We start from the raw sequence: 14,823 nt of genomic DNA, 5'->3' as shown, positions 1-14,823 counted from the left end.
ATAATGACCAATGGAATCAATACTGCCCTTCTCCCAAGTTAAGAGTCACTTGTCGGAGCTAGCTGACCGCGTCGAAAAGCAGCGTGACCTGATCATGGTTACCCGCAATGGTCGGCCGTCGTTCATGCTGGTCAACTGCGACTACATGGAGTCCATCGAAGAAACGCTCGAAATCATGAGCGATCCTGAGTTGGTGGCCTCGCTCAGCAGGTCGCGAGCCGAAGCCGAGGCAGGCCAACGGATGCGGTTGCGCGATCACCTCAGGGACAGCGGTGTATGAAATCGACATCACCCCGGAGGGCCGCAGAGACTTCAATCGATTACCAGACAAGGTGCATGGGGCTGTCTCGGAGGCCATTTTCGGGCCGATAGCCCACAACCCGCATCAGGCGGGAAAGCCTCTGCTCTGGGACTTCGAAGGCCTCTACTCAGCCCGGCGGGGTGACTTCCGAATCATCTACGAGATTTTCGACTCCGAGAACACCGTCGTCATTCATCGCGTCGACCATCGTCGCAGCGCTTATCGCCCACGCTGACACCCAATCAGGATCAGGCCAGAGCAGCCCCGCCTAGGCAGGCTGGCGGATGATGGTGCCGGGTTGGATACCGGAGTCGGGACCAATTCCGTCGAGCTTGAGGGCCATGAGCATGTGGAACTCGTCCCCGCCGTCGCCCTGGACGGTGTGGTCGATGGAGACAACTTTGGTAGCTACCGCCTGATTGCCGACGTCGACTACCAAATCGTCGCCCTCTTGGACCCGTCCCGCAGTGGCTCGGCCGATCACGAAGAATTCACCGGCTGACATGGCCTCGGTTCGGATCACCTCAAGCCGGAACAACTCCTTGCTTCGGCGCCACCGTTTGAAGAACGTCCGCCAGTTGCGGGGTTGGTCGTCCCACTCCCCTTCCACGATGCCCGGCGAGTTGCTCACAGTTGGCAAACTAGTGGAATGAGCGACCGCTACACCATCATCTCGGCCGACTGCCATGCCGGCGCCAATCACGAGACGTACCGCGGCTACCTGGAATCGAAGTACCTCGACGATTTTGACGCTTGGCGGGAGAAGTACCGCAACCCATTCCGCGACCTCCAAGACGGGGGCCGGGTGCGCAATTGGGACAACGAGCGCCGCTTGGGAGACCTGTACACCGACGGCCAGGTGGGCGAGGTGGTATTCCCCAACACCGTGCCTCCGTTCTTTCCCAGCTTCATCCTGTTCGCCCGCCCGCCCCGGGCCGACCAACTCGAACACCGACTGGCAGGAATCCGGGCCCACAACCGCTGGCTGGCCGAATGGTGCGCGGAGTATCCCAATCAGCGAGCCGGCATCGGCCAGACCTTCTTGAATGACGTCGACGAGGCCATCAAAGACGTGGAGTTCATCGCGGCCAACAACCTGCGCGGCGGTGTGCTCATCTCGGCCATCCCACCCGACTGCAAGGACCTCTCCCCTCTGTACGACCCGGCGTACGACCCGTTCTGGGCCGCCTGCGAGGACCTCGGCGTCATCGTCAACAGCCATGGCGGTACCGGCGCCCCCAACTACGGCAAATACTCGGTGGCCGACCTGCTGTTCATCACCGAAGTGAGCTTCTATTCTCATCGGCCCTTCTACCAGCTATTGCTGTCAGGGGTGTTCGAGCGGTTCCCCAAGCTCAAGTTCGTGATGACCGAGCAGGGCTGTGCCTGGCTGGTGGACGCTTTGGCCCACATGGACGAAACCCTGGCCAAGATCCGCGACACCGGTCGCATGGGCGAGATGCGCTACGACGAGAGCCACATCCTTCCCAAGAGCGCCACCGAATACTTCCAGCAGAACTGCTGGGTGGGTATCAGCCAGCCCGGCCACGAAGACGCCGCCGCCCGGGAGGTGCTGGGGTCGCACAAGGTGATGTGGGGCTCCGACTATCCCCACAACGAGGGCACCGGCCCCTACACCCGCGAGCACCTACGCCAGGTGTTCTGCGACACCGACCCGGTGGAGCTCCAGCAGATCCTGGCCGGCAACGCCGCCGACCTGTACGGATTCGACTTCGATGCCCTGGCCCCGCTGGCCGCCCAGCACGGGCCCACTCACGATGAGATCGCCGTGCCCCTCGATCAGCTGCCCGCCGAGCCCAACGAAGCACTGCTCAAGAACGTCATTGCCGCCTGACAGGTCCGTTAGTCAAGAGAACTAGCCGGATTGGCCTGAGTCGCCCGCGCCTTTCGCCAGCGCAAAGGGAACCAAAAGGCATCACCGGGCGTCGTTGCCAAGTGATGAAGACTATCCCTTGGATGGCCTCGGGAGTTTCAGAAGGCGACCAGCCGACTTGGCATGGACCCGCGACGGCTGGCGAAGTTCACCAACTGGCCAGTTTCGACGACCTGTACCGAGACGAATACGGGCCGATGGTGCGCCTTGCCCGAGGGCTAGTGGATACGCAGGAGATCGCGGAAGAGATCGTCCAGGACGCCTTCGCCAAGGTGTATGAGCGCTGGAATCGGCTCGAGAGTTCCGGTGGCTACCTGCGCACCGCGGTGGTGAACGGCGCTCGTAGTGAGCTGAGGAAGCGCGAAGTGAGACGGCGCATCGGCATTCGGCCATTCATTCCCCCTCAACCCGAGGATCGGGACTACCTGCTCGATGCCCTCGATCAGCTCTCTCCCCGCCAGAAGACCGTCCTTGTCCTGAAGTTCTACGCCGATATGACCGAGAAAGAGATCGCCCAGGCCATTGGGGTAAGGCCGGGCACAGTCAAAAGCGCCACCTCCCGAGGATTGGCCGAGTTGCGAAAGGTAGTCGAGCAGTGAGCGACGAGCGCCGCACCCCTGAGAACCAGACCGGATCCGACGATCAGGCCCTCGGCAAAGCCCTGGGCTCCGCCATCCGAGATCGAGTCGATACCCCGGCCGTTCGCCCGCCGGTGTCCTCAATCGCCGAGCGGGCCGCCGCTCGGGCCAAAGCTCGCAACACTCGCCGGGCGGTTGTGGGCATCGCCGCGTCGGCTGTCCTGGTGGTGGGCGGAATCTCAGCTTGGAACGCTCTGGATAGCGACCAACCCAGTGAAGTGATCGTGGTCGACGATCCCACTGCCTCCCCTGCGCCTCAACCGAGCGCCGAACCGGCCCCTGCGCCTACCTCAGAAGCTCCGGGCGAGCCAGAAGACCCTCCTCAGACGGACCCTGAAGCTGGCTCCGAACCCCAAACGCCGGAGAGCCTGTCCACTATTCCGGTGGTGGCATGGACAGAGCACGAGCCGACCCAGGCATTCGGTGCCGAGATCTCTTTTGTGGACCACATGGTGTCGGTAGGAGACGGCCGGGTGCTGGCGCAGGTCTACGGCTCCGCCGGCGACCAAGTAATGGTCACCGAGAACGGACGCGACTGGACTGCCATCCCCATGCCGCCTGATTTGGCTCCCGAGCGATTCGACATCGCCAGTGCCCGCTGGCTGGTGTCCGGGACTGGCATAGGCAGTTCTGGGGCTTTCGATGACCACAGAGCCCTCTTCTCTGACGATCAGGGCGCTACTTGGACTGATTTGGCCCTCGACATCGGCAGCCAAGGTGAAGCAACCTCGGTGGCGGCCGCAGTGGTGTCCGGGAACAACATGGTGATTGCCACCGAGAACCGTGTCCACACTGATATCGCCTCGGTAATCGTGGCCCGGGGGCTGGTGCCCGACAAAGAGTCGATCCGAGGCTGGATGAGCCTCGAGGGCGACACAGTGAGCTTCACCCGAGACGAGTCCTCAGCTCCCGAGTCGTTCGAGCTGACCGCCGAGGAGGAGGAAGCCCTCTACGGAGGCGACCGGAGCTTTGTCCGCATCTACCACAGCACCGGTGGCCCGGCTGAGCCAGTCGCTGAATACGCGGGCTCGCAGGTTACCGGTTACGGCACGACCGACGGGTTCCACCTCTTGATGCTGGCCAATGAGAGGGCGCTCAAACTCGCCTCCCCTGGTGGCCGCCAATGGAGCCAAACTCCTTTGTCCACCGGCGACGGCGTTCCCGTCGATCAACTCTCCAACTACTACGGGTCTACCAACCAGACGATCTGGACGTCGGGGGGAGCGGCGAGCAACTACCGAGTCGAGCGCCTCGACGGCGTGTACACCGCCCCCCTGGCCGCTGAACTCCCCGAAGGCATTGCCCATGTAAGTCGTTTCTCGGTCGGCCCCGCGGGCATCGCCATAGTGGCCGTGCCAGGAAGCTTCCCCGACCCTGGCCTGGACTTGCGGGTCACCAAAGACGGCTACGAACTGCGCTACGACGAACCCAAGGGGGGCTTTTCTCTATGGGACTTGACTGACGACACAGATGTCTACGTTTTCGACGCCGAGAACGAGCAGGCCAACATGCTCCCCGAGGGCATTCGGATCTTGGCAGGGGACGACGGCGATACCGAATTGCTGATCTTTGAGGATCCCGAAACCGGCGAACATCTGGTGTCCTTTACCAGGGAAGAACTGGAGCCTTGGGCCAACGATGAGAGCTTGTTGGCCGCGCCCGACATTAGGCCCAGGCAGCCTGAGGCGTGGGTGGGCTGGTCGGCCGACGGCGCCAGCTGGGTGTGGCAGACCCTCTCCGAAGCTTTCGGACTCGCCGATCTCACCGATGTCGAGAAAGAGCTCACCAACGTTGATCTAGCCGTTGGCACTGACTATCTGATCGCCCGAGTACAGGTTGGCGTTGCCGATCCCTCAGAGACGCCCAGCGAGAACGGCGACGGTGCCTACTCCGTCACATATCTACCACCGCGATGGTTCATCGCCACCGTAGAATGAAGAGAGCGTTAGGGCTGTTAACAGCGGCTCTGGCTGGACGGTAGGACGACTGCGGGCGGTTGGTGCGTCCCCCTCCGCACCAACCGCCCGCAGTGCTGTCTGCGGAACTGTATTTGCTGCCACTCGCGGTGATGCCACAAGCCGAGGCTTCATGTATAGCGTGTCATTGTCATGAGGTCGCCCCGAGAATCCCTGCGCTCCGCAGTTCTCTTTGTCTTGGCTATCGCGCTGGCGGCTGGCAGCGTCGCTGCCTGTTCCTCGTCAGCCGACACCGAGGTGGTCGTGTCTGGTGAGCTTCCCGATCCCGCCCAGTCGCCGACACCGCAGGGCTCTACGCCAGAAGGGGCTGCTACAACTCCAGAGCCCGTCGCCATGCCCACAGTCACACCAACTGAAGCCCCTGATGCCACCGGGCTGGTTTGGACTGGAGTTGATCTCACCGACGCATTGGGAGCTGACGAAACCTCCACCATCCGACTCCAGTCGGTAGGCGACGGACGGATCCTGGCTATGAGCTTTGGCGACCGCGGCATGAATTCGATTTTGGTCACCGAGAACGGCAGGGAATGGACCCCGATTTCCGTTCCCGCGGGTTTCCTGCCGTGGAGCGTCGACATCGCTGGTGACCGCTGGCTGATCCAGGGTTGGGAATCAACCATCGAGGCTCCGTCCACTCAGATTCGGTTTTCTGATGACCACGGAGTGAACTGGACTGAGATTGTTGTCGATCTGGCCTCTCTCGACGGCACGGCGTGGATAACCGACGCCATTGTGGTCAGAGAGCTCATCACGGTCGTAGCTCTCAGCGACGGAGGACCGCCCGATGTTGAGGCATCTCTTGGGGACGACGTGGTCTGGAACCCAAGTCTGAGCCATCTCCACATCTTCTTGAGCGATGGCGGACCCGCTGAGTTGGTGGAGAGTTTCCCAGGGTGGTTCGCCGGCGGTTACGGAGCGTCTGACGGATTTCACTTGATTGCGTCAGACGACGCAGGCGAGGACTACCTGCTCTATTCACCCGATGGCCGTATCTGGACCAGAACCATCGTTGACGTTGAAGTCACCGCTGGCGCTCTGAACGAAATCTGGACTTCTGATGAGGGCTACACGGAATACCGGATCGAGCGCTTCGAGGGCGTCTACGGGTCTGGACAGGTGTTGACCCTGCCCGAAGGCATCGGCTGGGTTCCTGGTCTCGCCGTCGGACCTGCGGGAATCGCCATGGTCGGAGGCCCAGCATTGCCCTTTGAAGGATCCTACGGGGACTTCACTATGCCTGACATTGTCATGGAAAGGGACGGGTACGAACTCCGGTACAACCAACCCGAAGGCGGCATCACACTCTGGGATGTGGAAAATGACTCCGCGGTGTATGTCTTCGATACTGAGACCGTCCAAAGCCTGAACGAGGCGCCGCCAAAGGGGGTACGGGAAGTAGAGGACGAACAGGGCTATGTGATGGTGGTGTTCGATGATCCCGAAACCGGGGCCGAACTCGTAACCTTTTCCCCTGAAGAGTTGGCGGCCGCGACCATGGAATGGGAGTCAGCCGCCTACAGCGAATACGCCCCCCACAAGTACATAATCGGCTGGTCAGCGGACGGCACCAACTGGCAACGGCAGACCCTTCAAGAGGCGTTCGGCCTTCCCGAACGCAGTGAAGACGACAACTCCTTCACCGAAGTCCAGGTGGCCGTTGGCCAGGACTTCGTGCTCGCCCAGGTGCAGCCCTCCGAGTTCCCAGGAGCTGACTTCGGAGAGGATTCCAATGTTGGGGTTGGCGATGCACAGCCTTCCCCCCTCATCACCACCCCACCTCACCGCTGGTACATCGCCCAAGTCGACTGACGGCAGGCGTGCGGGCCGCCACTTAGACTCGGCCCATGATCGTGGATGTGGACACCCACTGGGAGATCACGGGGGACTCGGCTGGGGTTGATCCCTTGAAGCCGTGGGCTGACCAGATACCCGACAACCGGACACACCTGGCCAACGCCATCGCTGGCGACCTGCTCCAGGTGCTTCCCGCGGATCGTTTGCCAAGCCCGGCAGAACTGCTGCCCAAGCTGTTTGATAGGGCCGAAGAATCAGGCGGGCCGGTGATCCTGCATCCCCGCCACGACTCAACCGCCGCTGAGCGGGTGGCGTGGATGGACTCGGTGGGAATCGACCATTGCCTGGTGAACCCCGGCGGCTACTGGCAGAAGCTCGACTATCTGCGGCCTGAGGATCGGGTGGTCGCCGCCCAGCGGTGCAACGACTTCCTCACCGAGCAGCTTTGGGACCAGCGTAACCGACTCCACACGGTGGCCACCGTCGACTTCTCCGATCTGGACCACGCGGTGGCCGAATTGGGGCGGTGCCGGGAGCGAGGAGCCCGGGCGTTCTTTCTCTACACCCGCCGGGGTGCACCCGCTGGCGGCCCGCCCGGCCACCCCGACTGGGACGAGGTGTGGACTGTGGCCACCTCCCTGGGCATGGTGGCCGTGATCCATGTGGGCAACACCGAGTCGGACTTCTCGAAGTGGGCCGATATCGGCTGGGACCTGCCCGACGGGGCTGGCATAGGCGGGCTGATCCGGCTGGCCAACACCCAGCGACTGCATGCCGCCCAGAACCTCATTGCCAGCATGCTGTTCGGCGGGGTGTTCCACCGGTTCCCCACCCTCACCGTGCTGGTCGAGGAGATGCGGGCCGGGTGGCTCCCCTGGTATGTGGCCACCTTGTCCCGCCAGTGTCAATCGTCGCCGTCATTGGGCGACTGGCCATGGCCGGTCAGTGGCGAGGACATGCTGCACCGCAATCTGCGGCTCACTCCCCTGCCCGGATTTGGCGATACCGACGCCCTGGACGTATTGGCCGAACTGCCCGACATGGTGGTGTTCTCCTCCGACTACCCGCATCAGGAGGGAAACGCCGATCCGATCGAGATCTACCGACCGGCCCTTGACGATCTCGACGACGAAGTAAAGACCGCGTTTATGGGCGAGACCGCCGCCGAGTGTTTCGTTCGAATCGGCGATCCCTTGCCAGCGGTGGGCTGACGCTTCCTAGAAGTCAGCGTCCCACTGGCTGCATGTAGAAGGTGATGCCGCTGGGGGCCTCTTGCTCGGTGAGGGCATCCCGTGCTGCGGCCAGCGTCTTCCCCGCCTCGGTCTCCTCGTAGAACCAGGCCTCCGCCTGCCGTGCCCCTGGAGGCGGGCCACCGGCTAGCTCGAGAGCGGCCTCTTGGTAATAGGCCCGGATGTCGTGGGCGATGGCGATGGTGTCCAACCGAGGGCCATAGACCTCTTTCCAGTGTTCTCCGGCGATCAGTCGCTCCAAATCAGCTAGGGCGCCGGGGACACCGTCAGGGTCGATGGAACGGCCTACTTCGGTGGCCCCCCGGCGGGCAACCGCCCGGTCATAGGCGGCTCGCAGTCCCTGGGCCTCGTCCACCGACGCGGCGATATCGGGGTCGAAACGGGGCGGCAGCGCACAGGCCAGCGGTGTCTCTACTGCCTCCACCACTTCCGGATAGTCCACCAGCACTGGGCCGGAGGGGGCGTTGAGCAGTTCGAATGCTGCGGCAAGAACACCATGTTGGAATTGGGCGTTATCGGGCATGCCCAACGGGCGACCCAGGGGGAACTCGCAGTACAGCACCCTGGGAACACTCATCCGCTCAGCTACTGGCCTCATCGACGCCAGCACCACCGTGGCAATCCCAGCGTCTTCCAGCACGTGGGCCAGCACACACACGGTGCGCGTGCACAGCGGTCAAACCGGCGTCAAGATGGCCACGTCTACTCCGTCGGCCCGCAATTGGGCCGCGGCGGCGGGGCCGGTATCGAGGCGCACCTCCGAAACAGTGTCGGGCTGATTGCCTGCGAACGCCACATGCCGAGGGGCCACGGCCCCGATGGTGCCATCGGTGGCCAACTCCTCCAGCCGGTCGATGGGGTACACCACGTTGTGGTCGGACACATACGCAGCCCGGTCGAAGTTGGAACTCCAGTGGCCCAATATCAGCTCGCGGTCTTCTCGGTTGAGCATGCGGTAGCTGGTGTCACCCCGGCCTTCAAAACGGTCCTGGTCGGCCCGGTGCAGCCCCGCACTGGTTACGATAGCCACAGTGGCCTCCGACAAGGGGGGTGGAGAAGCCCATGGTGTGGACTCAAACTCCGGTACCGGCAGGTTGGCCATGAGGTCGCGCATCGTCTGGTCACTCGACATGCTCACACTCTCCCACAGGGCAAGGTCGCTACCCGCTGCTGGAGGGAAAGGCTCTCCGTTGCTGTTCGGCGTAGCGGGTACGGATTTCTCCCCCATCGATCCCAGGCGGGGGATCGACAAGCGTTCCCTGACCGAGCGGCCATTGGGCAGCCACCTCGACTGGATGGCTGCCCGCCGCCACCGCCGCAGCCTGCACCGCGGCCCCCAGGGCAACTATCTCGTCGTCGTCGGGCACAGTGATAGCCGCGCCGTGCAACGCCGCAGCCCGCACCCGGTAAGCGGCCGAGCGGGCTCCGCCGCCAATCAGGTGTAGCCGACCGCTGGCGTCAACCCCGGCCCTCCGCAAGGCATCGAGACCGTCAAGCAGCCCGCAGAGCACACCGTCGTGGGCGGCCAGGGCTAGTTCCTCGCGGGTGGTGTCGTTTCGTAGAGCTGTCAATAAACCGGTGGCATCGGGCAGGTTGGGAGTGCGCTCCCCGTCGAAATAGGGCACAAGTACCGGTGCGCTCGAATTCTCCGTCGCGGCCAGGGCCAGGGCGGCTAGCTCCGAAGGTTCGACCCCCAGCCAGCGGGCCACCGTGTCGCTCACCCGTGTGGCGTTGAGCGTGCACACCAATGGCAGATAGCCACCAGCGGCGTCGGCGAACCCGGCCACCGCGCCTGTCGGGTCGCTGGTTGGCGTGGTGGAGACGGAATAGGCCGTGCCAGAGGTACCCAGCGAGATCACTGTGTCACCGGGCTTCAACCCGAGTCCGAGAGCCGCGCCCATGTTGTCGCCAGTGCCGGGGCCGACGAGCACTGAGGCACTCACTCCCAGGGTGGCCGCCGCTTGCGGTGTGATTGGCCCAGCCGCCTGATCAGGCTCGAGCACCCGGGGCAACCGAGGCAGCCAGCCGTTTGGATCGCCCACGGCCAAACCCAGCAGATCTGGGGCCATCTCATTGGCGGCGGGATCGAACCAACCGGTGCCCGAGGCGTCACCTCGGTCGGTGACATGAGCGCCGGTCAGCCGCCAAGTGAGCCAGTCGTGGGGCAGCATGATTTGAGCGACCCGGTCAGCCAGTTCGGGCTCATGCTTGAGCACCCAAGCCAGCTTGGCAATGGTGAACGATGCCAACGGCACCGAACCGCAGCGCCGGGCCCACTGCTCGCGACCATGGCGGGCTACCAGGTCACGGGCCTGGGGCGCGGAAGTGGTGTCGTTCCACAGCTTGGCCGGGCGCAGAGCTTCGCCGTCTTCGTCTACCAGCACCAGGCCGTGCTGCTGGCCGGCCACGCTCACTGCCACCACATTGGCCCGGTCGGCATCAGTCAATTGGGCAAAGCAGGCCGACAGTGCCTCCCACCAAATTGCCGGGTCTTGCTCGCTCACCGGCGGCTCCCAGCGCGAGTGGGTGTGCGGGGCACTAGTCCGGTCAACCAGAAGGCCGGAGTCGAGTTCTCGCAGTTCGACCTTTGTGGATTGGGTGGAAGAGTCCACCCCGGCCACCAATGCACGGCCAACCATCAGCGGCCAATCGCAGCAATGCCCGACATCAACCTGTCAACCTAACACTCGGTTACTTGGCTCCCCATCAGTTCGGCGTGGACCAGATGATGCGGTTGACCTCGTTCTCCAATCGTTCCTGGCGACCCGACACCGGCTGGGGGTCGAGCCCGTCAGCCACCGCCTGATCGGCTAGCACGGCAAGGTCCACATCACCCTTCATGATCTCGGCGCCCAGTCCCGAGTCCCAACCGGCATAGCGGGCGGCCCTGGCCTGCTCGATGGCCCCGTCGGCCAGCATGGCCTCCGCCACCAGCAGAGAGCGGGCCAGTGTGTCGATGCCGCCGATGTGGCCCCAGAACAGGTCATCTCTGGCCATGCTCTGGCGGCGGAGCTTGGTGTCGAAGTTGAATCCACCGGTGGTGAATCCCCCGCCTCGCAAGATCTCATAGAGAGCCAGCGAGAGCTCGTCCACCGAGTTGGGGAACTGGTCGGTGTCCCAACCGTTCTGGGGGTCACCCCGGTTGGCGTCCACGCTGCCGAAGATTCCGTTGTCCATCGCATAGGCCACCTCGTGATGGAAGGAGTGGCCCGACAAGGTGGCGTGGTTCACCTCGATGTTCACCTTGAACTCGTCGACGAGGTCGTAGCGATCCAAGAAGCCGTGAACCGAGGTGCAGTCGTAGTCGTACTGGTGCTTGGTGGGCTCCTGGGGCTTGGGCTCGATGAGCAGGGTGCCGGTGAAGCCGATCTTGCGCTTGTGCTCAGCCACCAGGGTCAGAAAGCGGGCGAGCTGGTCGGCCTCTTGGCGCAGGCGGGTGTTGAGCAGCGTCTCGTAGCCCTCCCGTCCTCCCCACAGCACGTAGTTGGCCCCGTCGAGACGGTGGGTGGCCTCCAGCATGTGGCGAACCTGGGCCGCGGCGTGGGTGAACACATCGGGATTGGGATTGGTGGCCGCCCCGGCGGCGTAGCGGGGATGGGAGAACAGGTTGGCCGTGCCCCACAGCAGCCGCACACCGGTGGCCTCCATCTTCTCCGCAGCCCGCTCCACCATGGTGTCGAGATTGACTCGGCTCTCGCTTAGATCTGCGCCTTCCGGGGCCATGTCTACATCGTGGAAGCAGAAGAACGGCGTGCCCAGCTTCTCGAAGAACTCAAAGGCTGCATCCTGCTTGGCCCGGGCGGCGGCCATCGGGTCCTGTCCCGGCTCTAGCCAGGGGCGGTCGAACGTGCCGTGGCCAAAGATGTCGCTACCCGGCCAATTGAAGCTGTGCCAATAGCACACCGCAATCCGCAGGTGGTCTTCCATGCGCCGGCCCATGACCTGGCGGTCGGGGTCGTACACCCGGTAGGCCAGCTGGCCAAGACCCGCTCGGCGGCCGGCGAAGCTCACCGGCTCGGGAACGGTGTCGAAGAAGTCAGTCATGGCGAGCCTCCGTCATGGCGCCGTCGCTGCCATCGCCGAGTCTAAGGATTGGCCGACTCAGCCGCCCGATCACCGGCTGATTGTCCGTGTACGCTGACGGGGTTGACATCAAGCATCGAGCATGAGAGGCGGGTCCATGTCTTTTCCTTCTGACCTCGAGATCGCCCGCGGGGCGAACCTCCGACCACTATCCGAAATCGCCGAAGAAGCCGGCATCCCGGTCGAGATGCTGGAGCCCTACGGGGCAGGGGCAGCCAAGATCAGCTTGGATGCCATCGAGGCTCTGTCTGATCGGCCCCGAGCCCGCTATGTGGTGGTGACGGCCATCACCCCAACGCCATTGGGCGAAGGCAAGACCACCACCACCGTGGGGCTGGGCCAAGGGTTCGGCCACATCAACAAGAAGGCGACCATCGCCATTCGCCAGCCATCACTGGGGCCGACTTTCGGTATCAAGGGGGGCGCCGCCGGCGGCGGCTACAGCCAGGTGGTGCCCATGGAACTGTTCAACCTCCACCTAACCGGTGACATGCACGCGGTGACCGCGGCCCACAACATGTGCTCGGCCATGCTCGATGCCCACATCTACCACGGCAACGAGTCAGGCCTGGATCTGCACAACATCACCTGGCGCCGGGTGGTGGATATCAACGACCGGGCGCTGCGAAACATTGTGCTCGGTCTGGGTGGACGGCTCGACGGTATCCCTCGGGAGAGCGGATTCGACATCACCGCGGCATCGGAGGTGATGGCCACCCTGGCGCTGGCTACATCTCTATCCGACTTGCGGGCCCGTTTGGGACGCACCGTGGTTGGCTACACCAAAGCTGGCGATCCGGTGACCGCGGAGGACCTGAAGGCCGCCGGGGCCATGGCCGTGCTTTTGAAGGACGCCCTCAAGCCCAACCTCATGCAAACCCTGGAGGGCGGTCCCGCCCTGGTTCACACCGGGCCGTTCGGCAACATCGCCACCGGCAACTCCTCCATCGTGGCCGACCGAATCGCCATCCACACCGGCGACTTCTTGGTAACCGAGGCCGGATTCGGCGCCGACATGGGGGCTGAGCGCTTCTTCAACATCAAGTGCCGCTATTCGGGCTTGGCGCCCGACGCTGCGGTGATGGTGGCCACTGTGCGGGGGCTCAAGGCCCACTCCGGCAACCACCGCATCGTCGCCGGGCGCCCCCTGCCCGAGGCGCTGCTGGCTGAGAACCCCGACGAGGTGCACGCCGGAGGCGACAATCTTCGCAAGCAGCTCTCCAATATGAAAGCCCACGGGGTGACCCCGGTGGTGGCCATCAACGCCTTCCCCGGCGACCACGACGCCGACCTGGCTGCCATCGGTGAGATCGCCGACGAGTACGGCGCTCGCTGTGCGATCACCACCCACTTCTCCGACGGCGGCGCGGGAGCGGCCCAGTTGGCCGAGGCGGTGGCCGAGGCCTGCGAGGAGCCCAGCTCCTTCAAGGTTCTGTACGAGGACGATCTGTCGCTCAAGGACAAGATCGCCGCTGTGGCCACCACGGTGTACGGCGCCGACGACGTGGAGTACTCGGCCACGGCCAACCGCCAGCTCGACACCTACGAGAATGCCGGTTTCGGCCACCTTCCGGTGTGCATCGCCAAGACCCACCTGTCCATCTCGTCTGACCCCTCCCTCAAGGGCGCCCCCACCGGCTGGACATTGCCGGTACGAGAAGTGCGGGCCTCGGTGGGCGCCGGCTTCGTCTACCCCATCTGCGGCGACATGCGCACCATGCCCGGCCTCGGCCGCCAACCCGCCGCCATGGGCATCGACCTCGACGAGAACGGAGAGATCGTCGGCCTGAGCTGACGAGTATGCCTATCAGGCGGAACCAATTCCGCCAGCCATGCGTCTTAGGTATATGAGTATGACCGAGCGCGCCGGAACACTCTTGGTCTTGGCCGGCACATTGGTGATTCTCTCCGTCGGGTTGGCGGGCTGCGGCGCTGAAAGCTCCCAGAACGCCGTCCGCCAGCCCGACACTATTGCCACGGCCTCGCCCACATCAGAATCCACCATTCAGCCCGACGCACCCCCGACAACGCTCCCTACACCCATTTCCTCCCCTACTTCGACCCCGACAATCCCCCCAACAGCTACTCCCGCGCCTGCTCAATCCTCGAGTCCAGATCCCGCTCCAACAACCACTCCGGCCCCATCTCCCGCACCGAGCCCAAATCCCGTCAACGGCAGCCAAGGGGACACTTCAGAGGACTCCCCATTTCAAGCCGTATCCGCAGGGCGAGACCATGTTTGTGGCCTGCGAGCCAACGGAACCGCCTATTGCTGGGGAGACAATTTCCATGGCCAACTCGATATTCCCAACGAGCTATTCCAGTCAATCTTCGCGGGCTATGGACATACCTGCGGACTGCTCGCCAACAGTACGGTGAAATGCTGGGGAGGAGCCTTCGACTACGAGGACCCCGAGGAACGGATACGCGAGCCTGAAGGTGAGTTTCTGAGTATCTCGGTGCGTTGGTGGCGCGCATGCGGGGTACGACCAGACAAGTCAGCCACATGTTGGATCGATGACGGATATTTGGAGTTGGAAATGTCTCGACGGCCTGCTCTGAGGAATGCGCAGTTCGAGTCAATCCACGTAGGAGTGGAACAAACGTGCGGCTTAGATGCGAGCTCCAACTTGTGGTGCTGGGGGTGGACACCTTCCCGCAAATGGGAAGTGCCCATCAACGAGAAGTTCGAATTTGCTTCTCTCGGTTTCTGGCGCCATTGCGGACTACTGACCAACAAGAGCATCGTCTGCTGGGGAAGCAACTATTCGGGGAGGGCCACCGTTCCCGACGGGGAGTATATGGACATCTCTAGCGGCGAAGACTTCATCTGTGCCGTGCGAAGCGATCAGAGCATTGTCTGCTTCGATAACGATGCGCCCAGAGG

The 14,823-nt window shown here is 63.5% G+C and carries 13 protein-coding genes; 8 read left to right on the top strand and 5 right to left on the bottom strand.

The window, feature by feature from the left end:
* The first annotated feature begins 10 nt into the window (after window positions 1-10).
* Window positions 11-280, top strand: coding sequence for a type II toxin-antitoxin system Phd/YefM family antitoxin (locus tag OXG30_14995; protein ID MCY4136196.1), 270 nt, complete (start codon window positions 11-13; stop codon window positions 278-280).
* A complete protein-coding gene (locus tag OXG30_14990) occupies window positions 273-536 on the top strand; it encodes a type II toxin-antitoxin system RelE/ParE family toxin (protein ID MCY4136195.1) in 264 nt (87 codons plus the stop codon). The genes OXG30_14995 and OXG30_14990 overlap by 8 nt, the downstream gene beginning before the upstream one ends.
* A 33-nt stretch (window positions 537-569) precedes the next feature.
* Here OXG30_14990 and OXG30_14985 read toward each other — a convergent pair whose 3' ends face one another.
* A complete protein-coding gene (locus OXG30_14985; GenBank protein MCY4136194.1) occupies window positions 570-932 on the bottom strand; it encodes a hypothetical protein in 363 nt (120 codons plus the stop codon).
* Between the two features lie 18 nt (window positions 933-950).
* Here OXG30_14985 and OXG30_14980 point away from each other — a divergent pair, with 18 nt between their 5' ends.
* The 5 genes from OXG30_14980 to OXG30_14960 all read left to right on the top strand — a co-directional run bounded on the left by OXG30_14980 (window position 951) and on the right by OXG30_14960 (window position 7,814).
* On the top strand, window positions 951-2,156 hold the full coding sequence (locus tag OXG30_14980) for an amidohydrolase family protein (protein ID MCY4136193.1): 1,206 nt from the start codon (window positions 951-953) through the stop codon (window positions 2,154-2,156).
* A 122-nt stretch (window positions 2,157-2,278) separates the two neighbouring features.
* Entirely contained in the window at window positions 2,279-2,794 is a 516-nt protein-coding gene (locus tag OXG30_14975; GenBank protein MCY4136192.1) for a SigE family RNA polymerase sigma factor, read from the top strand.
* Window positions 2,791-4,770 carry a hypothetical protein gene (locus OXG30_14970; protein ID MCY4136191.1) on the top strand — a complete coding sequence of 660 codons (1,980 nt, stop codon included), beginning with the start codon at window positions 2,791-2,793 and terminating at the stop codon, window positions 4,768-4,770. The genes OXG30_14975 and OXG30_14970 overlap by 4 nt, the downstream gene beginning before the upstream one ends.
* A gap of 171 nt (window positions 4,771-4,941) precedes the next feature.
* Window positions 4,942-6,618, top strand: coding sequence for a hypothetical protein (locus OXG30_14965; GenBank protein ID MCY4136190.1), 1,677 nt, complete (start codon window positions 4,942-4,944; stop codon window positions 6,616-6,618).
* Window positions 6,619-6,653: 35 nt separating this feature from the next.
* The gene (locus tag OXG30_14960; GenBank protein ID MCY4136189.1) at window positions 6,654-7,814 is read left to right on the top strand and encodes an amidohydrolase family protein; all 1,161 of its coding nucleotides are present in this window, start codon (window positions 6,654-6,656) and stop codon (window positions 7,812-7,814) included.
* Between the two features lie 13 nt (window positions 7,815-7,827).
* Here the strand turns inward: OXG30_14960 and OXG30_14955 are convergent, their stop codons facing one another.
* From OXG30_14955 to xylA, 4 genes are all read right to left on the bottom strand, one after another.
* Window positions 7,828-8,505: a hypothetical protein gene (locus OXG30_14955; GenBank protein ID MCY4136188.1), complete on the bottom strand. Its 678-nt coding sequence runs from the start codon at window positions 8,503-8,505 to the stop codon at window positions 7,828-7,830.
* Between the two features lie 24 nt (window positions 8,506-8,529).
* Window positions 8,530-8,985, bottom strand: a complete 456-nt coding sequence (locus tag OXG30_14950) for a glycine/sarcosine/betaine reductase selenoprotein B family protein (protein ID MCY4136187.1) — start codon at window positions 8,983-8,985, stop codon at window positions 8,530-8,532.
* A gap of 28 nt (window positions 8,986-9,013) precedes the next feature.
* Entirely contained in the window at window positions 9,014-10,492 is a 1,479-nt protein-coding gene (gene xylB / locus OXG30_14945) for a xylulokinase (GenBank protein ID MCY4136186.1), read from the bottom strand.
* Between the two features lie 67 nt (window positions 10,493-10,559).
* Window positions 10,560-11,897, bottom strand: coding sequence for a xylose isomerase (gene xylA / locus OXG30_14940; protein ID MCY4136185.1), 1,338 nt, complete (start codon window positions 11,895-11,897; stop codon window positions 10,560-10,562).
* 136 nt (window positions 11,898-12,033) lie between these two features.
* Between xylA and OXG30_14935 the strand changes: the two genes are divergently transcribed.
* Window positions 12,034-13,731: a formate--tetrahydrofolate ligase gene (locus OXG30_14935; protein ID MCY4136184.1), complete on the top strand. Its 1,698-nt coding sequence runs from the start codon at window positions 12,034-12,036 to the stop codon at window positions 13,729-13,731.
* Window positions 13,732-14,823 lie beyond the last annotated feature (1,092 nt).

Source organism: bacterium, from assembly GCA_026708015.1.
GTDB lineage: Bacteria > Actinomycetota > Acidimicrobiia > Acidimicrobiales > Bin134 > Poriferisocius.
This window is presented reverse-complemented; position numbering and strand designations above follow the sequence as displayed.